General features: G+C 43.6%; 20 protein-coding genes. 7 read left to right on the top strand and 13 right to left on the bottom strand.

Going from position 1 to position 18,020, the window contains the following annotated elements; genetic code table 11:
* Together A7325_RS13500 and A7325_RS09135 are read left to right on the top strand one after the other, a co-directional pair.
* The coding region (locus A7325_RS13500; protein WP_156508507.1) for a transposase at positions 1 to 261 on the top strand (261 nt) is incomplete at its 5' end.
* Between the two features lie 31 nt (positions 262 to 292).
* Positions 293 to 814, top strand: a complete 522-nt coding sequence (locus tag A7325_RS09135; protein WP_068407267.1) for an HdeD family acid-resistance protein — start codon at positions 293 to 295, stop codon at positions 812 to 814.
* Between the two features lie 111 nt (positions 815 to 925).
* Here A7325_RS09135 and A7325_RS09130 read toward each other — a convergent pair whose 3' ends face one another.
* The 6 genes from A7325_RS09130 to A7325_RS09105 form a co-directional block, all read right to left on the bottom strand.
* Positions 926 to 1,585 carry a class I SAM-dependent methyltransferase gene (locus A7325_RS09130; protein WP_068407265.1) on the bottom strand — a complete coding sequence of 220 codons (660 nt, stop codon included), beginning with the start codon at positions 1,583 to 1,585 and terminating at the stop codon, positions 926 to 928.
* 375 nt (positions 1,586 to 1,960) lie between these two features.
* The gene (locus A7325_RS09125; protein ID WP_068407263.1) at positions 1,961 to 2,575 is read right to left on the bottom strand and encodes a hypothetical protein; all 615 of its coding nucleotides are present in this window, start codon (positions 2,573 to 2,575) and stop codon (positions 1,961 to 1,963) included.
* Between the two features lie 50 nt (positions 2,576 to 2,625).
* Positions 2,626 to 3,252 carry a hypothetical protein gene (locus tag A7325_RS09120; RefSeq protein WP_068407260.1) on the bottom strand — a complete coding sequence of 209 codons (627 nt, stop codon included), beginning with the start codon at positions 3,250 to 3,252 and terminating at the stop codon, positions 2,626 to 2,628.
* Positions 3,253 to 3,438: 186 nt separating this feature from the next.
* On the bottom strand, positions 3,439 to 4,188 hold the full coding sequence (locus A7325_RS09115) for a PhnD/SsuA/transferrin family substrate-binding protein (RefSeq protein WP_068407257.1): 750 nt from the start codon (positions 4,186 to 4,188) through the stop codon (positions 3,439 to 3,441).
* Positions 4,189 to 4,191: 3 nt separating this feature from the next.
* Positions 4,192 to 4,686: a PAS domain-containing protein gene (locus tag A7325_RS09110; protein ID WP_082894364.1), complete on the bottom strand. Its 495-nt coding sequence runs from the start codon at positions 4,684 to 4,686 to the stop codon at positions 4,192 to 4,194.
* Between the two features lie 284 nt (positions 4,687 to 4,970).
* Entirely contained in the window at positions 4,971 to 5,333 is a 363-nt protein-coding gene (locus A7325_RS09105) for a roadblock/LC7 domain-containing protein (RefSeq protein ID WP_010201036.1), read from the bottom strand.
* A gap of 689 nt (positions 5,334 to 6,022) precedes the next feature.
* On the opposite strand from A7325_RS09105, the gene gdhA reads away from it, so the two are divergent.
* From gdhA to A7325_RS09080, 5 genes are all read left to right on the top strand, one after another.
* Positions 6,023 to 7,369: an NADP-specific glutamate dehydrogenase gene (gene gdhA / locus A7325_RS09100; protein ID WP_068407251.1), complete on the top strand. Its 1,347-nt coding sequence runs from the start codon at positions 6,023 to 6,025 to the stop codon at positions 7,367 to 7,369.
* Between the two features lie 217 nt (positions 7,370 to 7,586).
* A complete protein-coding gene (locus tag A7325_RS09095) occupies positions 7,587 to 8,171 on the top strand; it encodes a PepSY domain-containing protein (protein WP_068407247.1) in 585 nt (194 codons plus the stop codon).
* Positions 8,172 to 8,706: 535 nt separating this feature from the next.
* A complete protein-coding gene (locus A7325_RS09090; protein ID WP_068407244.1) occupies positions 8,707 to 9,543 on the top strand; it encodes an amino acid ABC transporter substrate-binding protein in 837 nt (278 codons plus the stop codon).
* A 53-nt stretch (positions 9,544 to 9,596) separates the two neighbouring features.
* Positions 9,597 to 10,280 (top strand): amino acid ABC transporter permease, encoded by a 684-nt coding sequence (locus tag A7325_RS09085; RefSeq protein ID WP_180952590.1) that lies wholly within the window; start codon positions 9,597 to 9,599, stop codon positions 10,278 to 10,280.
* 73 nt (positions 10,281 to 10,353) lie between these two features.
* Complete coding sequence (locus A7325_RS09080; RefSeq protein WP_068407240.1) at positions 10,354 to 11,097, top strand: amino acid ABC transporter ATP-binding protein; 744 nt, start codon at positions 10,354 to 10,356, stop codon at positions 11,095 to 11,097.
* A gap of 138 nt (positions 11,098 to 11,235) precedes the next feature.
* Here A7325_RS09080 and A7325_RS09075 read toward each other — a convergent pair whose 3' ends face one another.
* From A7325_RS09075 to A7325_RS09045, 7 genes are all read right to left on the bottom strand, one after another.
* Positions 11,236 to 11,898, bottom strand: a complete 663-nt coding sequence (locus tag A7325_RS09075) for an anthranilate synthase component II (RefSeq protein ID WP_068407237.1) — start codon at positions 11,896 to 11,898, stop codon at positions 11,236 to 11,238.
* Between the two features lie 34 nt (positions 11,899 to 11,932).
* Positions 11,933 to 13,351 (bottom strand): anthranilate synthase component I family protein, encoded by a 1,419-nt coding sequence (locus A7325_RS09070; protein WP_068407234.1) that lies wholly within the window; start codon positions 13,349 to 13,351, stop codon positions 11,933 to 11,935.
* 69 nt (positions 13,352 to 13,420) lie between these two features.
* On the bottom strand, positions 13,421 to 13,711 hold the full coding sequence (locus A7325_RS09065; RefSeq protein ID WP_068407232.1) for a Trp family transcriptional regulator: 291 nt from the start codon (positions 13,709 to 13,711) through the stop codon (positions 13,421 to 13,423).
* Between the two features lie 211 nt (positions 13,712 to 13,922).
* Entirely contained in the window at positions 13,923 to 14,759 is an 837-nt protein-coding gene (locus A7325_RS09060) for a bifunctional allantoicase/(S)-ureidoglycine aminohydrolase (protein WP_068407228.1), read from the bottom strand.
* A gap of 130 nt (positions 14,760 to 14,889) precedes the next feature.
* Positions 14,890 to 15,444 carry an ureidoglycolate lyase gene (locus tag A7325_RS09055; protein ID WP_068407225.1) on the bottom strand — a complete coding sequence of 185 codons (555 nt, stop codon included), beginning with the start codon at positions 15,442 to 15,444 and terminating at the stop codon, positions 14,890 to 14,892.
* A gap of 59 nt (positions 15,445 to 15,503) precedes the next feature.
* A complete protein-coding gene (gene puuE, locus A7325_RS09050; RefSeq protein WP_068407222.1) occupies positions 15,504 to 16,496 on the bottom strand; it encodes an allantoinase PuuE in 993 nt (330 codons plus the stop codon).
* A 101-nt stretch (positions 16,497 to 16,597) separates the two neighbouring features.
* Complete coding sequence (locus A7325_RS09045; protein WP_068407219.1) at positions 16,598 to 17,938, bottom strand: urate hydroxylase PuuD; 1,341 nt, start codon at positions 17,936 to 17,938, stop codon at positions 16,598 to 16,600.
* Positions 17,939 to 18,020 lie beyond the last annotated feature (82 nt).

Raw genomic sequence — 18,020 nt, 5'->3', positions numbered from 1 at the left:
TTACAAACGCCACTCAGAGCTAATATGAAAGAAGATAGACCCAAACCTGTGGTAAGACGGCTGATGAAAGCCCGCCGTATCGTTGAAACAGTCATTGGTCAGCTATCAGAACGATTTAATATACAAAGGGTACGAGCAAGAGATTTATGGCATTTGTCTCATCGATTGATTCGTAAGATTCTTTCACACAATCTGTGCTTTGTACTCAACAAAAAACTTGGTAACCCGCCTCTTCAGTTTGATTTGCTTATTTCAAGTTGAGAGTGGGGTAAATATAAAGTAAGGGGATCTTATGAGTCGTACACTGTGGCTAGTCGTTGGTATCATCAGTATTCTTGGCGGTATCTTTGCTTTTTTTAATCCGCTTAGCGCCAGTTTCGCTGCCGAACAACTGGCTGGATTCGTCTTTCTTTTGGTTGGTATTTTACAGTTTATTGCCCTGTTCCGTGCTTATACCACGACGGGTAAAGTGTTGGCGGCCATCGGCGGTGTACTTGGCATATTTATTGGTATTGAGCTACTACAAAACCCGCTACAAGGTATTTTGACCCTAACCATGGTGATTGCGATTTTATTTATGGCAACGGGTATTGTCAGAGTAATAGTTGCTTTTGGTTTACGCCGAACCGTGGCTTTTGTGCCAATATTAATCTCAGGGCTTATCTCGATTGCGTTGGCTATCATGATATTCACCAGCTATCCGCAGTCAGCGACTTATATTCTTGGCGTCCTATTGGCCATTGAGCTGATATCTAATGGTATCTCATTAATCATGTATTCACGTGTGCAACCACCTTTGGTTCGACGCTTGTAAATACATAAACTTATAAATGACACTAGCAATAAATCGCGATATAAAATGCATAAAAAAGACGCCGTAAAATGGCGTCTTTTTTTATTCTATAAGTTTTGATTGTTTTAAATATTAACGCGAAAACGTCAAAATATGCCCTTTAAAAGGTAGCTCAAGATAAGTGGTGTCCTCAGGTTTCACGTGCTGACTGCTAAAGCCAAATTCAACCATCTTATGGGTCAGCTTGTTTTTGCGCCCGCGTCCAGGGTCAACGACGATAACCTCACAAGTTGGCAGCGCATGACGTTCGATAAACTCCGCTAAGATATCAATATGCTGGTCTTCATATAGCAAGTCACTACCAATGATGATATCGAATTTGCCAAGATGGCTATTGTCTTCAGCCCAGTCTAAGCGCTCAAAGTTAATCTCTTTATTATTATTTAGCGTGGTATTTCTATCTAAAAAATACTCAACCGTCGGATGATAATCGGTCGCTGTAATATCGGCATGGCGATGGTTCAGTAGTAGACTTGATAATGCCATACCGCAGCCAACTTCTAAGATACGCTTGCCTGCAATATCATAATCAAGCATATGATTGGCCAGCACCAAGCTTGACGGCCAAATCACGCCAAACATCGGCCACGACGCCGAGCAAATACCAAGGTCCAGCGCCTCATTATCAGGGTCACTAAATTGTTGATTGTCACGTAAAGTACAAATGTGGATGTCGGTGCTGCCAATTTCAATCGTTTGATAACGTACGCGCACAGTGGTTAGCGAAGCCATAAACTGTCCTAAAAATAAGCAAGAATGCAAGGTTTGGCAAAAGTTGCCACGTTCGGGGAATGTAGTTATTAATAAAGATGATTTAAAACATTGGAAATGTGAAGATGAGGAAAATCTAGCAATGGAGGTTTTTATTAAAATTATAAATTTAACGGAAAAGTAAACAGTTGCTTATAATAAGTATAATCTAACGTTTAAACCTTTATTGTTAATTCTAAGGGTATTGTTATTACGCGATAAAATTATAAATGGTAATTTTTATTATCATATTCAGTAGTTTAAGTTACAGATACAAAAAATGCACCGCTTATGGTTAAAGAGTGCATTTATAAGAAGCAACTGGTTTTATTAAGTGTAGTTTGCTAAATATTCGGTCTAATTAGTAAATCTAAGCCCAGACGTTTTAAGCGCCCATACCAACTCAACAAAGGCACGGTTGTTGGTTAAAGGTTCGCCATCGATGATAAGCACGTAGCCTGAGCCATCAATCCATAAAAATACAAAACTGGTTTCAGGAATCAGCAAATCAACTTGCTGAAAGAAAGAAATCGCTTGGCTCTCTACTGCCCAGCCGCGTTGTTTTTGGCGTAGCATAAAGCCTGAAAAGTCCGCCGCCGCCACACTGAGCATATCCGCTTCTTCTTGGCTATAGCCAATCCGTGCCAGACAAAACCCTTCATCAGAACCAATCGCCGCGCGGCGTTTACCCGACAAGCTTGAAACCACATACGGTAAAAATTGATCAAGCGGCAAATTTGGCGCGGGCAAAAATAGCGACAGCTTCTCAATCCAGCCATGTTCTAAAAAGCTGTCTAACCATTCATCAGAATAGCGCTCGAGCCAGTCAGCGGCCAGCAGCGTCTCGTTATGCGACAATAAATCTTGCAAGGATAACTGCTCAGGCGTTGGTTCACTTTGCGAAAATGCCTCAAAAATGCCAGCTGGGGTCAAGGTCAGATAGGTTTTATCAGCGTTTAAATAAGAAGACATAGCGGCTACTCGTTAGATGAATGTTGATGATGCTATGAAAAATAAGCACGTTAAGCGTCTTGTGTGTCTTTGGTTTGCTCAAGTTTTTGCTGACAGTCATTCCAGCGCGCATCGAATTGCCAATCGCTTTTACCCAAGCGAAACCAAACCAAGGAGAATGCCAGACGGTCGTGACGCGCGATACAATGGGCAAAAAACTCGTTTTCGATTTGCTCTATGGTATCCCAGTCTTGATTGTCACGCGCGAGCATCAAATCGTTGGTGATGTCTTTAGCGATTTCTTTGGCGTCATCGCTACTGACACGCAGGCGCTGCGTCTGTTCATTTAAAGATGGTGAGACCAGTACGCTCCAGCGCGTTGCCAGCATACTGTTTTTTTGGATATAGCTTTTTTTATCGATACAATCACGAAAGCCTTGCTCGATAGGCGGCAGCATGCGCCCTTGCAAGCGGGTAAACATATTGGTGACATCATAAGGGATGTCATACCAGCAGCCATAAAAAAAATCGGCTACCGCGCCTTGTAGTGGTTCTTTTTCGTTTAACAGTAGGGCAGCATTGATACGTTGTTCGTGAAAATGGCGGTTGTTGGGTGCGATAAATATTTTACGCGAATAAAGACGATAGACGCGCCGTGCTGCCATTTCACTTTCTTTGATGAGATCTAAATCAGACATAAGCGTGTCCTGTTAGTCATAGCACTATGCAAAAAGCGATTAAAAAGTTATTCAAAAAGTATTAATAAAAATGCTATTAGGCCACCACTTTGCTCAATCGCTATGACGTGATAGACCATAGCGATGGTTGCTTAGCATTATTGTAGCCTAATAGGCTATGACGGCAGTAAGATGCCAATGAACCTGCTAGTCAAGTAACGTTTGCATCAAATCAATCATAAATTCTGCGTCTTCTTCGTTCATAGCTTCAAAACCTTGCGGCATACCAAGTTCAGTCAACGCTTCTTTACCATCATCATCGTTATGCAGATTCAAAATGGCATCCATCAAAATGTCAGTATCCGGAAAGCCGTCTTTAATCAGCAAAACGTGGCTGATATCGGCCAAATCGCTTTCGATTAACACTGATAGCTGCGCTTTGGTTAGGCGTGAAAAGCTATGGAAAATCTCTGCCAAAAAGAACGCTGCTTGCGCGTCACCCTTAATCACTTGGCGCGCCGCTGCCTGATAGGTTTCAGTCACTGACCAGTTAAGGTCGGCTTCTTCGATATCGACCGCTTCAAGCAGGCGTAAACCAATCAATTTTACATCGTGGTTATCAGCCATTGCTATAGTAGCGCCAGCTTTGATGTCGTCTAAGCTATTGATATCGCTATTTGCCGCCGCGGCGATGACCATCTCATCAGATTTGCCGATAGGGCGCGCAACCGCATGGTAACCGTGCTCACGGATAAGGGTAGCCGCATCAAAAGGGTTGGCATAAATAACTTGAATATCACCTTCACTGATAACGGTTTCTTGCTCAGCATGCGAGGTAGGGATGTTTAGGTGCATGTTGAGATTGGCACGCTTTTGAATCAAAGTATTAAACATGTGCCAGCCTGCAAAACGCTCCGGCGAAAAATCAGGCGCGATTAACATATTATGTGTCGTCATGATTTAGCCTTCCTCATTTTGTTTCATTTCGGCATATTGGGCGATTGCCGCATCAATCTTGCTGCGCGATGGTTTACGGCGCACAGAAGTATAACCAACCGTTTCGCCGCGGCGCACGTTTGGTACGACAGTCGCGTAAACCCAATAGTGACTGCCATCTTTGCATAAGTTTTTCACATAGCCATGCCATTTTTGCCCAGCGTCGGCGGTCGACCATAGGTCTTTATAAGCCGCTTTTGGCATATCAGGATGGCGTAAAATATAATGCTGCTTACCGATTAATTCATCGACATCATAGCCGCTAATCTCGACAAAGGCATCATTCACGTGCGTCAAAACGCCGTTTAAGTCGGTACGTGAGACGATTAATTTACCGTCAGGATAAGGGCGTTCGATACCGGTATCATAAACAGTGCGCGAAGTGCCGTCGTGGTAAGTCAGAGTGACTTCTTCTGCTGGCATGTCAGGCTTCATGGCGTCGGGGAGTGGAGAACCCATTGTAATCTCCTTCATTTATCATGGTTGTGATAATTATTAAAAAGCGTAAACCTTATTGAAAAAATATTTGGTTTAAGCGTATGACTTAAATTTATATGGCAAACTGACAATTAAACTCAGGTTTTAAACCGCACTGTTAGATTTATTCAATATAAACGGTATGCAATACCTTAAATAATTTTTATAAGACAAGGCATGATTTTTCATTTAAAGTGTTGTTTATCAAGTAGTTTATAGCGCTGATAGCCCATAAAGTCTTAATGACAGAACTTTAAAAATAAGTATTAGATAAGTTTTGCCAAGGCTTCTGAGGCGCGCTTAATATCTAAGAATATCAAGCCAAGTTTGGCGTTTGGTTTTGCCATAATGGTTAATACCGCCTCATCACCTGATGAGGTCATAATCACATAGCCTTTTTCGCCTTGGATCATAATACGGTCGATGCTACCACGAGCCAATTCACGACCTGCGCGGTCACCTAGTGATAATAAAGCAGCAGACATCGCGCCAACGCGGTCTTCATCAACGCCTGTAGGCAGCGCCGATGCAATCATAAGACCGTCGTTCGAGATAAGGGCAGATGCTTCAACATCGGCAGATGAGCTGTTTAGGTCTTCCAAGATTTGCTGGAATGAGTCTGTACGCATAACGATTTCTCTGTGACGAATAAATAAGGGGATAATTGGGATTGAGGATTTGCTGATTTTAGTCTTCGACTAGCGGGCGATATTATAAATCCTTACTATCACCATTGATATGGCTGAACAACGTTTGAAGCCTTAATATTCGGTGTTTTTTTTACCGCTCAATACTATTTCACTACCGTTTATCGCAATTTCATTGCGATTAATAAATAAAAGTTGGCATAGTTTAAGTTGTTTAGTATTTTTATTTTCCATTAATGTGTTTTTTTCCTATAGTCTAAGTAGCAAGTAAAGCAATCAAAGGGTTAGTTAAGACGACAATGTTGCACAAAATCACCGTAAATCACTCAAATAACAGTGGTCGTTTTTTTGACTAACGAGTTTTCACGGCAGGTTTATTGATAGATTATAATGAAATAAATATCCTTTATAAATTTTGATGATGGTGATATTTACTAGACTTATACGGCAAAAAAATGCTATATAGTTATGAGATAAAAATTGTTTGTGCTTCTGGGTTTACGATTTAGAGACACATTCAGTTGGCTTCTAATCTCCCAGTTTCTATATTTACTAGCGTATAGAAACGATTTCAATCTCACATTGGTGTTTTAAATCCCATCGTTTGTATTTAAGCGATAAAACACCCACGTGAATCAGCACGATGACCATTTTTACCCTAAGGAACCTATATGAGTATCAGTCAGGCAATCGAAAAAGTCGAAGCACGTTACGCCCATCAACCTGAATTTATTCAGGCGGTAAAAGAAGTTGCAATCACCATTGCTCCGCTATACGACGCCCATCCGGAATATGATACGTTCAAAATATTTGAGCGTCTTGTCGAGCCTGACCGTGTTATCGCTTTTCGTATCAACTGGGAAAACGATAAGGGTGAAGTGCAGGTCAACCGCGGCTGGCGTGTACAATTCAGCAATGCCTTAGGCCCTTATAAAGGCGGAATCCGCTTTCATCCTACCGTCAACCAATCGGTCCTTAAGTTCTTAGGTTTTGAGCAAATTTTCAAAAACGCCTTAACTGGCTTGCCGATGGGCGGCGGTAAAGGTGGCGCTGATTTTGATCCTAAAGGTAAGTCTGACAGTGAAATCCGCCGTTTTTGCTATGCCTTTATGCGTGAGCTGCATCCATATGTCAGTAAAGACATCGATGTACCGGCAGGCGATATCGGCGTCGGTGGACGTGAAGTCAGCTATATGTTTGCGATGTATAAGAATCTAACCCGTGAGCACGGCGGCGTCTTGACTGGTAAGGGCGTGGGTTTTGGTGGTAGCTTGATGCGTACTGAAGCGACGGGCTATGGCGCAGTTTACTTCTTAGAAAACATGCTTGCCGCTCAAAACGATAACATCAAAGGCAAAAAAGTGTTGGTATCAGGTGCCGGTAACGTCTCACTCCACGCCGCTGAAAAAGCCCACATGCTGGGTGCAACAGTACTAACGGTATCTGACTCACAAGGTACGCTGCACGATGCAAACGGTATGGACCAAGAAAAAATCAACTGGCTAAAAGAGCAAAAAGCCCAAAGTAAGCCGTTGTGTGATTATGTCGATGTATTCGGCGGTGAATGGTTGGCTAAGCAAAAACCTTGGCATATCAAAGGTGATATTGCCATTCCATCAGCGACCCAAAACGAAGTTGATGAAGAAGATGCCAAATTAATGGTTGAAAACGGCATTAAATATATTGCCGAAGGCGCTAACATGCCACTGACCGCTGATGCGATTGACTATGTGCGTTTGCACCGCGTCCACTATGCACCAGGTAAAGCGGCCAACGCAGGCGGGGTCGCGGTATCGGGTCTTGAGATGTCACAAAACTCTGTACGTCAATATAAAACCTTTGAAGAAGTCGATGAGCGCTTAAAGTGCATTATGAAAAATATCCACGACTGCGCCGCTGACGCTTCAGAAAAATATAACCAGACCGATAACGGTTATATCGACTATATGGCAGGGGCAAATATCGTTGGTTTTAAACGCGTTGCTGATGCCTTATGTGCTTATGGTATCTTGAACTAAACTTGTCTTAATACGAAAGCAGTTTTTCATAAACCGCGCTTATCTAAGAGGATAGGCGCGGTTTTTTTGACTGCAAACAATGATGATACATTAGGATACTTTTTTGCTGCACAGGTCTATCTCATCAGCGTTATGATAAGAAAAGCGGTAGAGTTGAATAAAAAATACGGTAAACAAAATCGATAGTAATAAATAAAAATATGAATCAGGAGACGATATGATGAATAAAATTCTCAAAGGTTTTAAGCTAACAACATTGGGTGCTTGTCTGACATTAGCCTTGACGACGGGCGTCATAACTACAGCCGCCAGTGCCGCTAGTAATGTAGACGAAGTACGCGCTGCGCAAGCTGCGAAAATTAGCTTAAAGCAAGCCATTACTATCGCCAGTAAATCAGCTTCTGGTATTTTAATCAGTGCCGATTTTGATGAGGATGATAGCGATGCCATTGGCAAAGGTGGCGTCTATGAATTAGAATTCAGTACCGATAGCGTCAATTATGAAATCAAAGTAGATGCCAATACAGGTAAAATTGTAAAAAAGGAAACGGATCGTCTTGATGGCGATGATATCAACGTTTACCAAGTTCAGAAAAAAGCGAAAATCGATATTATGAAGGCTATTAATATCGCTGAAAAACAAACGGGTGGTAAGATATTAGAAATTGAATTTGAGAATGATCGCGATTATGCCAATCATACGGCGTATTATAAAGCTGACCTATTAAAAGGTAACAAGATTGTTAGTATTAATGTCGACGCTAACAGCGGTAAAACATTTGCCAATAAGTTCAAAAAGTAGCAGTTATTTTGATAAAAATAGTATAAAAGACATCAGTCATAGGGTTGATGTCTTTTTTATTGAAAACGGCTTATTTACTACGCGAGCACTTAATATAATAAACGCCCAATATAAGTATAACCAAAGTAAGCTCGTCTTACCCTTATTATGAATAAGTAGTTTCATCAAGGAGTTTCATCTAAAAAGTCGCTATATAAAGCTTTATAAATGAGTAAAGCTTAACAATCTTACGCATACTCACTGTTTTTGTACGTTTATTCTTACCCAAATGCGATAGTATATGAGCAAGTCATGGTTGCATAAGTAGGATTGCCGTTAAAAATATTATGAATATTAACCGTCACTTAGCCTATTTGATGCAACATAATAGAAAAATAGTATTGAAAAATAGCCGCAGTATCCTCAAATCGGGAAGCCAAAGCCAAGCATGACAGCCAATAGGCACAATTTTTAGTCAAGACTGCTTGTAATGCTTTCACCCTATTTATTGGTTTGCTACTTTTTGCCTTATTCACCTACTTTATAAGGACGTCTTATGAAACGTCGTACGCTTTTAGCCTTTGTCGCCAGTACGGTATTACTTGCCGCTTGTAATCAGTCACCTACTACTGATGCCGATACCAATGCAGCCGATAGTGCGGCGACTGGTGGTTCTGATTTGCTCCAACGTATCAATAATGGCGGCACTATTAACGTCGGTACTGAAGGTACGTATCCGCCGTTTACCTACCATGATGAGAGCGGCAAACTTACCGGTTATGATGTCGAAGTAACGCGGGCGGTTGCTGATAAACTTGGGGTCGATGTTGAATTTAAAGAAACCCAGTGGGATGCCATGCTAGCAGGTTTAGACTCAAAACGTTTTGACATGGTTGCCAATCAGGTAGGTTTGACCACGCCTGAGCGCCTAGCAAAGTACGATAAAGCGACTGAATATAGCTGGTCAGGCGCTGTGGTATTGGCACCGACTGATGACAATCGTTATAGCTCGTGGGAAGCGCTAAAAGGACTGCGTTCTGCACAGTCGCTTAGCAGTAATTATGGTGAGCTGGCAGAGCGTTATGAAGCTGAAATCGTTCCCGTCGATGGTATGGCGCAAGCGATTCAGTTGGTCAAACAAGGCCGCGCTGACTTTACGATGAATGACAACCTTGCCGTATTGGACTATCTAAAAAAATTCCCAGACGCCAATCTTGAGATTAAATTGGTTGCGCCTGCCAGTGAGCAGACGGGTTCGGGCTTGGTGCTGCTGAAAGGTGATGACGCAGTTGTCGAAAAACTCAATGGCGCCATGGCTGAGCTAAAAGCTGACGGCACGCTAACCAAACTTAGCGAAGAATTCTTCGGTGCTGATATAAGTCAACAAAAATAATGCTAGCGTCTATAACCTCAGTATTAAGCGATTTATTGGCATTATTGCCCTTTATGGATGCTGCACGCGCCCAAATCGTCATCAATTCATTTTGGCCGATGCTCAAAGGCGGTATTTATTATTCGATACCGCTGGCATTGATATCATTTGCGATTGGGATGGTAATTGCGCTGACGGTGGCTTTGATTCGTATAGTGCCGCGTGCAGGCTGGTTCCATGAGATACTTTATCGGCTTGCTCGCATCTATGTGTCCGCCATTCGCGGTACGCCGATGCTGGTGCAGCTATTTATTATCTTTTATGGCTTGCCAAGTGTTGGCGTGAAGCTCGACCCGTTTCCGTCAGCGATTATCGCCTTTTCGTTGAACATTGGTGCTTATGCGTCGGAAACCGTACGTGCGTCGATTCTGTCTATTCCAAAAGGGCAATGGGAAGCGGGCTCCACAGTTGGTTTGACCTATCTACAGACCTTTCGCCATGTGATTTTGCCGCAAGCGCTGCGAGTGTCGGTGCCACCATTGTCCAATACCTTTATCAGTTTGGTAAAAGACACGTCTTTGGCGTCATTGGTGCTGGTCACTGAGCTGTTCAAACAGGCGCAAATCATTACGGCGCGGAATTATGAGTTTATGCTGGTTTATACCGAAGCGGCGTTTATTTATTGGGCAATTTGTCTGTTTTTAACCTTTATTCAGGGTAAACTTGAAACCAGACTTGATCGTTATGTGGCGAAATAATTTTTGCTAAAAAATACAGCCATCTTGTTGTTTTTTACCATCAGCGTTTTTTTATTTGTAAGCGGAAACCTCTATGATTCAAGTCACTAATATCCACAAAGCCTTTGGTAGCAATCAAGTGCTCAAAGGCATCGACTTGTCCATTGAAAAAGGCAAAGTGGTGGTCATCTTGGGCCCATCAGGGTCGGGTAAAACCACGTTTTTGCGTTGTTTGAATGCGTTAGAGATTCCTGATCAAGGGGTGATTGCGTTTGATGATGGCAGCTTGACCGTCGACTTTGCCGCCAAGCCAAAAAAGAAAACCTTGCTCGCCCTGCAACGTAAGTCAGGCATGGTATTTCAGTCTTATAATTTGTTTCCGCATAAGTCAGCCATTGAGAATTTGATGCTTGGGCCGACGGTGGTACAAGGACAAAGTAAAGCGCAAGCGCGCGAGCAAGCGTTGGCGTTACTTGATAAAGTCGGCTTATCGGATAAAGCAGATTTGTATCCGTTTCAGTTGTCTGGTGGTCAGCAGCAGCGTATTGGTATTGCTCGTGCGCTGGCGATTGAGCCGTCATTGTTGCTGTTTGATGAGCCAACTTCGGCGCTTGACCCAGAGTTGGTACAAGATGTGCTTGGAACGATGAAGCAGTTGGCTTCTGAAGGTTGGACGATGGTGGTGGTGACCCATGAGATTAACTTTGCGCGTGATGTAGCTGATCATGTGGTGTTAATCGAGGATGGGCATATCGTTGAAGAGGGCAGCGCCAAGCAGCTATTTGAGGATTCAACGCATCCACGCACGCAAGCGTTTTTACAGCGTATCGAGCAGTAGTTCATTTTAAAAAAAGACTGGCTTCTAAATAGCCAGTCTTTTTTATTGTATAGTAAGTGAAAAGCAATACCGTAGCGTTTTTAGGACATTTTGACTATACCTTTATGCTTTTTAACATTAGCCTTTTAAAACCCTGCATTACACCTGCAATAAAAAATTCGTTAATAAACGCTTCGCCCCCTCAGTCGCAAACGACTCTGGGTGAAATTGCACACCTTGTATCGGGTAGTCAGTGTGCGCAAGTCCCATAATCTCATCACCTGCGACCGCTGCATCTGTCAGTCTTAAGTCATGATGGGCGTCATTACTCACGACGGCGGTAACAGTTAAGCAGTCTGGTAGCGTATCTGCCTTTACCATTAGCGAATGATAGCGCATGATTTCTATCTCTTGTGGCAAGCCTTGATAGACACCTGCATTATCATGGCGAATGGCTGAAACCTTGCCATGCATCGGTATGCTGGCTCGTACCACTTCGCCGCCAAAGACATGCGCAATGCCCTGCATGCCCAAGCAAACGCCCAATAGCGGCGTCGTCTTGCCCATAACCTCAATTACTTCGGCGCAAATACCAAAATAGGCCGGGTCGTCAGGCGCACCAGGGCCGGGTGAGATGATAATGCGGTCAAGATTCATCGCCTGCACGTCAGCCAAGGTAATTTCGTTATTACGTTTGACGATGACATTTGCCGCTTGTTTAGCGCCGTCTTTATCACCATCCATGGTCTGTAAAATCTCGCCAATATATTGATAAAGGTTAAAGGTAAACGAGTCGTAGTTGTCGATAATTAAAACATTCATAAGGCATAAGCTCTTTAGCAAAAATATAATGGATTTACGCTGTCATAAAGCTGTCTAACACCACTTTCATCGCTGACAGCTTACGCTGGATTTCTAAGTATTCATCAGCAGGATTGGAGTCGTAAACATTGCCGCCGCAAGTTTGCGCATAAGCCGACTCACCATTGATAAATAGACTGCGAATAGGAATGGCAAAAATACAATCACCATTAAAATTAAAGGAGCCTAGCGCGCCGCCATAAGCACCGCGGCCATCAGGCTCAAGCTCATTAATCACTTTAATGGCTTCCACTTTTGGCGCCCCTGATAAAGTACCGGCGGGGAAGTTGCTGGCAAGGGCGCTAAACATGTCTTCATCGGGATGCAAGATCCCGACGATTTCAGAAGAAATATGCTGCACGTGTGAGAAGCGTTTGATATCCATGAGGCTACGCACCTTTACCGTACCAAATTGTGCCACACGGCCGATATCGTTACGATGCAAGTCAACGAGCATATTGTGCTCGGCAATCTCTTTGGCATCATTCAGTAGCGCGCGGGCAAGCTTACGGTCTTCTGCGATATCGACGCCGCGCTTGGCAGTCCCCGCTAATGGGTAGGTTTCCATCTCACCTTGACGCAGGCGAAACAGCAACTCAGGCGAGGCGCCAATGATGCATTGCTGAGAAAATTTCATAAAATACATATGCGGTGACGGATTAACCGCGCGTAGCTTTTCATAAATCGGCATCTTATCGCCGGCAATGCGATATTTGGATTTAAAACCAACTTCGCACTGAAAGATGCGCCCAGAGATGATGTCTTCTTTGACTTGCAGCACCGCTTTGGCGTGCTCCTCTTGACTCATGCCATCACCCAAAAACTCTACCGAGGGTGGTTCATAATTGGGGATGGGCGCGTCAAGTAAGGCTTTGATTTGCTCTATACGGTTGTCTTGTTGTTCAGTTGGATAGTAAAAATAGAATATTTCGCCGGTCATCTTATCAAGCGTTAAGCCATCTAAATACACACCAAATTTGAAGGGTTCGAAATCATCACTGGCTTTGGCGTTGAGACTTGGCTCAAAAAAATTGACACTGTCATAACCCAAGTAGCCAACCAGTCCGCCGCTTTGGTCGCGCGCAATAACGTGCTGCGGGGTGATGCTGCGTAATAGCTGATAAGGATTGTCAGTTTGATAATGTGTGGTTTCGGCGGTTTTATTATCAGTAATTGCTAAGGTGGTACGGTCGATAGCGGCAATAGTCATCACTGGGTCAAAACCAATGGCATGGTGGCGCGCCATATGTCCATCCTCGCCCAATGATTCAAGCAAATAACAAGTTTCAAAAGCGTGCTCAATACGCTTAAATAACGCAAAAAAATCTATATCCTGCGTGAGTTTGATACGCTGTGGTTTGCTAGGAATTTCGATAGCAGCAGGTTGGTCAGGCTTGGAAGTAGAAGCGGTCATAACGATGTCCAAAATAGTTCAATGATTTATCAAAAAAATAAGGCAGAATGAAATTATGTTTTTGCCCAATTAAGCGTCTTTTTTATGCGTATTTTCTCTATGAGTTTTAAGTAGGGCGCTCACATCGTGACTTTGCATGGCTTTCGCACCGCGCGAGACAGTGGCGATACCGACGCCGAGCTGCTCAGATATCTCACGCTGGGTGATACCGCGCTCTAACAAATCAAAAATACGGATGCGATTGGCGATTTCTTGTTGTTCTTTATCGGTCAATAGCGCAGTAAATAGCTCGTCGATAGCGCTACTATCGTGACAGCTGGCCAAATGAGTTAATAGACTGTGATAAGGATTGGCGCTCATAATATATAATCTTAGTAAGAGAAAGGATAATAAGCAAAATATTGTTTCGTTTCAGTATTCTAGTACAGTAGTACAAGAAAAACAAGTAACGTGTTTGGACGTTTAGCGTTATTTGTTTAACGCTTGATGTTGAAGGTTAAATTGAAAATAAAAATAATAGCCAGCGCATGGTGATATGCTGGCTTTTAGGTCATTTATAATTTTAGATAAATTAACGCTGTGGACGTATAAACGGCATGTGTCTATTTACGTCTTTATAGAGTAAATACCTAAATGGACCAGGGCCCCCGGCGTAACAAGATTGCGGGCAAAATGCGCGTAGCCACATAAAATCACCTGCTTCAACTTCGACCCATTCACCGTTTAAGTGATAGACGGCTTTACCTTCTAGCACATATAAACCATGTTCCATGACATGGGTTTCATCAAACGGAATCACGCCGCCTGGTTGAAAAGTAACGATATTGACGTGCATATCGTGACGCATATCAGACTGTTCGGTAAATCTCGTGGTTTTCCAAACACCATTGGTTTCTGGCATCTCAATTGCTTCAACATCATGATCGCTGGTGACAAAGGCTTCTGGCGCATCAAGTCCTTCTACAAACTGATAGGCTTTGCGAATCCAGTGAAATTTAACAGGCTCATTACTATTATTTTTTAGCGTCCATTGACAGGCAGGTGGTAAGAAAGCATAACCACCGGCTTCAAGATGATGGGCTACGCCTTCGATAGTAATATCCATCTCACCTTCAACGACAAACAGCACGGCTTCGGCATTAGTGTCGAGCTCAGGCTTGTCGGAGCCGCCGTTTGGAGCGACTTCAACGATGTACTGTGAAAAAGTTTCTGCAAAACCGCTTAAAGGACGCGCAATCACCCACATGCGCATACCTTCCCAAAACGGCAGGTAGCTAATCACAATATCGGTGAGCACCCGTTTGGGGATAATCGCATACGCTTCGGTAAAAATAGCGCGGTCAGATAACAGTTGCGTTTGCGGCGGTAAGCCGCCAGTTGGGGCGTAATAGGTACTTTTAATTGGCATTATTAATAATCCTTAGGGGGTTTTGCTGTGTTAAATTAGTGTCTATCTTCAAGAGATAAAGGGTGAGTACGGCTGTTTAAGTCTTATTTTCATTTAAGCAAGGCATTAAAAATAGCTTAAATAGTTCAGCTTAGTCTGCGATTTGTGTATTTGGTTCGGCTTGTTCATTTGCTACTTCAATATTCACTTGCCAATCATCAATGGCCAGCTCGTAGCAGTTATTACCCTCACCATTGATACGGTCAATGACCAAAAAATCTGAGTCGCGACCAAGTGCCAGCAGCGGATGATGCCAGACATTGGCATCGTATTGCACGCCTTGATGCGATTTGGCATAAAACACTGATAAATCAGCGGCCGAACGTGGTGGTTCACCAGCTTGTGCGACGACGACAATATAATCTTGACCATTCATCGAAAAAAACGCTTGCGACCCAAAGGGATGATACTCCATCACCGATAAGGCGATAGGCAGTTCGCGCTTTTTGGCACGAAAGATACTGAAGCCAACATCGCCGCCGTCAAGCGTAGCCTGCGTAATCGCATGATGTCGACACGCATAACCTTTATTAATAAAGAAGCAGTTTTCAGAGGTCTGCTCTTCTTTGTCATAGGGTTCAATCACCGTACCATAAGGTGCAAATTCGGCCTTGGTTAAAGGCCTCGCGATAATTGTGGTAGTCATGATGTCACCTTTTGTTTAATGAGCAGTTTTATGTATTTAGTTTAGCTAGCGCCAGATGATTACATCCAGTTGGCGATGTTATCATCAGTAGCTGGATGGTTTTCATACCAGTGTTTGGCAATGTCATCGCGGCGGCATATCCAGACATCGGGTTTGCTAGTAATGTATTGCAAGAATTTTTTGAGAGCAGTGATACGGCCCGCACGGCCAATGATGCGGCAGTGCAAACCGATGGTCAGCATTTTGGGTTCGTTTTTACCATTTTTATCCCCTTCTTCATACAAGGTATCAAAGCTGTCCTTTAAGTATTGATAAAAAGGCTCAGCATTGGTAAAACCAGGGCTTGAAGCAAAGCGCATATCATTGGTCTCTAAACTATAAGGAATGACCAAATGCGGCTTGCGGGCGATTTTTTGCCCATCTTCTACTTTGACATTGAGCCAGTAGGGCAGCTCGTCGGCATAAGAGTCTGAATCATAGATATAACCGCCTTGTTCGGCAACCAGCTCACGCGTGTTGGGACTATCGCGGCCGGTATACCAACCAAGCGGCTGACGACCAAGCATACGCTCGAAGATTTCGGTAGCGCGGCGCACGTGTTCGCGTTCCGTTTCGCGATACATATATTGATAAGTAATCCAGCGTAGCCCGTGACTGGCGATTTCGTGACCATCTTCTAGCACGCGCTCGATAATATGCGGCGTTTTTTCAGCTGCTGCGGCGCAGGTAAAAGTGGTGATGGGTAAACCATACTCTTTAAAGGTATCTAACACGCGCCAAACGCCGACTCGGCTACCATATTCAAAGGCGGATTCGATAGATTGGTGGCGGTTGTTAAATTCGGGCGTACCTAGTACATCCGATAAAAAGCGCTCCGATTGACCATCGCCATGAATAACGCTATTTTCTGCGCCTTCTTCAATGTTTAGTACAAATTGTACCGCAATTTTTGCTCCGCCCGGCCAATTGGCATTTGGCGGATTGCCTGCATAGCCTTTTAAGTCACGTAGGTAAGTGTCGTGATTAAAATCACTGGTTATTTTTTGACTCATTTTTAAACTATCCTAAATACAATAAAGCAAATTAAAGGTGAGTATTTCTACTGTCGGCTCATTAACTAATTATCTGACTAAATAACTGTCTCATTAAATAACTATAGCCCTGAAGCGTAAGCGACGAGTTGTTGGCGTTCTGCATCGGTCAATTGAGTGAGATTGCCCAGTGGCATATAGCCAGTTTGTACCGCTGTGACAATTTTGTCTTGATGGATTTTCATATCTGCTGGCGTCTGCAAAATGATGCCCGATGGCGGTGCGGCAAATCCTTGCTGGGTTGGCTGCGCCGCGTGGCAAGTGGTACAACGGGTGTGGACGATATCCATAATGGCATCATCTGCTGAGGCAGTCACAGGTACGACTTCGGTAGCCGCTTCATTGGCAGCGCCAGTTTCGGTAGCAGCACTCATTTCCGAGTTATCGGCTGAACCAGCAGTAACTGGTGGCGTAGTGTCCGATGTAGTGTCTGGTGTAGCGTTTGCTGTAGAAACAGAGGCACTAGCAGCGGGTAATGGCTCAACAGGGGCAGGACGCATCCAAATAATCAATAATACTGTTGCTAATGCCGGAATCCAGAGGAATTTTGGCTTGTGATGCCCCAAGTGTTTTTGATTAAAATAATGACGTACCGTTGCTGTGATGATACCGACAAATACTAACACCAACCAACCGTGCGCATGTGAATACATCATCGGATAGTGGTTGCTAATCATGGTAAAGATAAGCGGCAGGGTAAAGTAGTTATTCATCAGCGAGCGGTTTTTTGCTTGTAGCGCCAAATCCGCCACTTCTTTGCCGGGCTTCACACCGCGGCGCACACAATCTACCAACGCGCGCTGAGCAGGCATAATACCAAAGAAGACGTTCCCCGCCATTACCGTCCCTAAAATGGCACCAATATGAATAAATGAAGCGCGATCACTAAATAGCTGATAAGAGCCCCAGCAAGCGATCACTAGTAATATAAAGATAATACTGCTAAAAATCAGCGAGTTTTTACCAAGACGACTACGAACAATCACTTCATACAGAAAGTAGCTACCAAATAAAAACAATAAGCTGGTCGAAATCGCGCCGATACTGCTGCCAAAAGCGACTTTACTGGGATCAATCAGATAGGCAGTCGCATTGAAATAATAAACGATAGCCAGCATCGCCATGCCAGTAAGCCAAGTGGTATAAGCTTCCCATTTAAACCAATGCAGGGTTTTTGGCATCTCTTCTGGTTCAAGCTTATATTTGGCAATTTCATAAAATCCGCCGCCATGTACCGCCCATAAGTCGCCGGATATACCCTTGTCCGCCTTCCACTGTGGCGGCTTACGTAAACTCATGTCTAGCCAAACAAAGTAAAAGGAGGCGCCAATCCACGCCACGCCAGCGATGACGTGAAACCAGCGGAAAAATAAAGCGACCCAGTCGAGAAGATATGCACCCATGCGCGAATTGTCCTTTTCTTTGCAATACTTTTTTATTCAATGTTTGGTTCAGCGTTCTGTCGTTAATTGAAAACGGTAAAAC

The organism is Psychrobacter sp. SHUES1 (assembly GCF_001652315.1).
Lineage (GTDB): Bacteria > Pseudomonadota > Gammaproteobacteria > Pseudomonadales > Moraxellaceae > Psychrobacter > Psychrobacter faecalis.
Note: the sequence above shows the minus strand (reverse complement) of the source record. Positions and strands in the feature narration are given on the sequence as shown.

Coding starts and splice junctions, on each gene's coding strand:
- A7325_RS09135 (WP_068407267.1), top strand. CDS start 293: ATGAGTCGTACACTGTGGCTAGTCGTTGGTATCATCAGTATTCTTGGC.
- A7325_RS09130 (WP_068407265.1), bottom strand. CDS start 1,585: ATGGCTTCGCTAACCACTGTGCGCGTACGTTATCAAACGATTGAAATT.
- A7325_RS09125 (WP_068407263.1), bottom strand. CDS start 2,575: ATGTCTTCTTATTTAAACGCTGATAAAACCTATCTGACCTTGACCCCA.
- A7325_RS09120 (WP_068407260.1), bottom strand. CDS start 3,252: ATGTCTGATTTAGATCTCATCAAAGAAAGTGAAATGGCAGCACGGCGC.
- A7325_RS09115 (WP_068407257.1), bottom strand. CDS start 4,188: ATGACGACACATAATATGTTAATCGCGCCTGATTTTTCGCCGGAGCGT.
- A7325_RS09110 (WP_082894364.1), bottom strand. CDS start 4,686: ATGGGTTCTCCACTCCCCGACGCCATGAAGCCTGACATGCCAGCAGAA.
- A7325_RS09105 (WP_010201036.1), bottom strand. CDS start 5,333: ATGCGTACAGACTCATTCCAGCAAATCTTGGAAGACCTAAACAGCTCA.
- gdhA (WP_068407251.1), top strand. CDS start 6,023: ATGAGTATCAGTCAGGCAATCGAAAAAGTCGAAGCACGTTACGCCCAT.
- A7325_RS09095 (WP_068407247.1), top strand. CDS start 7,587: ATGATGAATAAAATTCTCAAAGGTTTTAAGCTAACAACATTGGGTGCT.
- A7325_RS09090 (WP_068407244.1), top strand. CDS start 8,707: ATGAAACGTCGTACGCTTTTAGCCTTTGTCGCCAGTACGGTATTACTT.
- A7325_RS09085 (WP_180952590.1), top strand. CDS start 9,597: ATGGATGCTGCACGCGCCCAAATCGTCATCAATTCATTTTGGCCGATG.
- A7325_RS09080 (WP_068407240.1), top strand. CDS start 10,354: ATGATTCAAGTCACTAATATCCACAAAGCCTTTGGTAGCAATCAAGTG.
- A7325_RS09075 (WP_068407237.1), bottom strand. CDS start 11,898: ATGAATGTTTTAATTATCGACAACTACGACTCGTTTACCTTTAACCTT.
- A7325_RS09070 (WP_068407234.1), bottom strand. CDS start 13,351: ATGACCGCTTCTACTTCCAAGCCTGACCAACCTGCTGCTATCGAAATT.
- A7325_RS09065 (WP_068407232.1), bottom strand. CDS start 13,711: ATGAGCGCCAATCCTTATCACAGTCTATTAACTCATTTGGCCAGCTGT.
- A7325_RS09060 (WP_068407228.1), bottom strand. CDS start 14,759: ATGCCAATTAAAAGTACCTATTACGCCCCAACTGGCGGCTTACCGCCG.
- A7325_RS09055 (WP_068407225.1), bottom strand. CDS start 15,444: ATGACTACCACAATTATCGCGAGGCCTTTAACCAAGGCCGAATTTGCA.
- puuE (WP_068407222.1), bottom strand. CDS start 16,496: ATGAGTCAAAAAATAACCAGTGATTTTAATCACGACACTTACCTACGT.
- A7325_RS09045 (WP_068407219.1), bottom strand. CDS start 17,938: ATGGGTGCATATCTTCTCGACTGGGTCGCTTTATTTTTCCGCTGGTTT.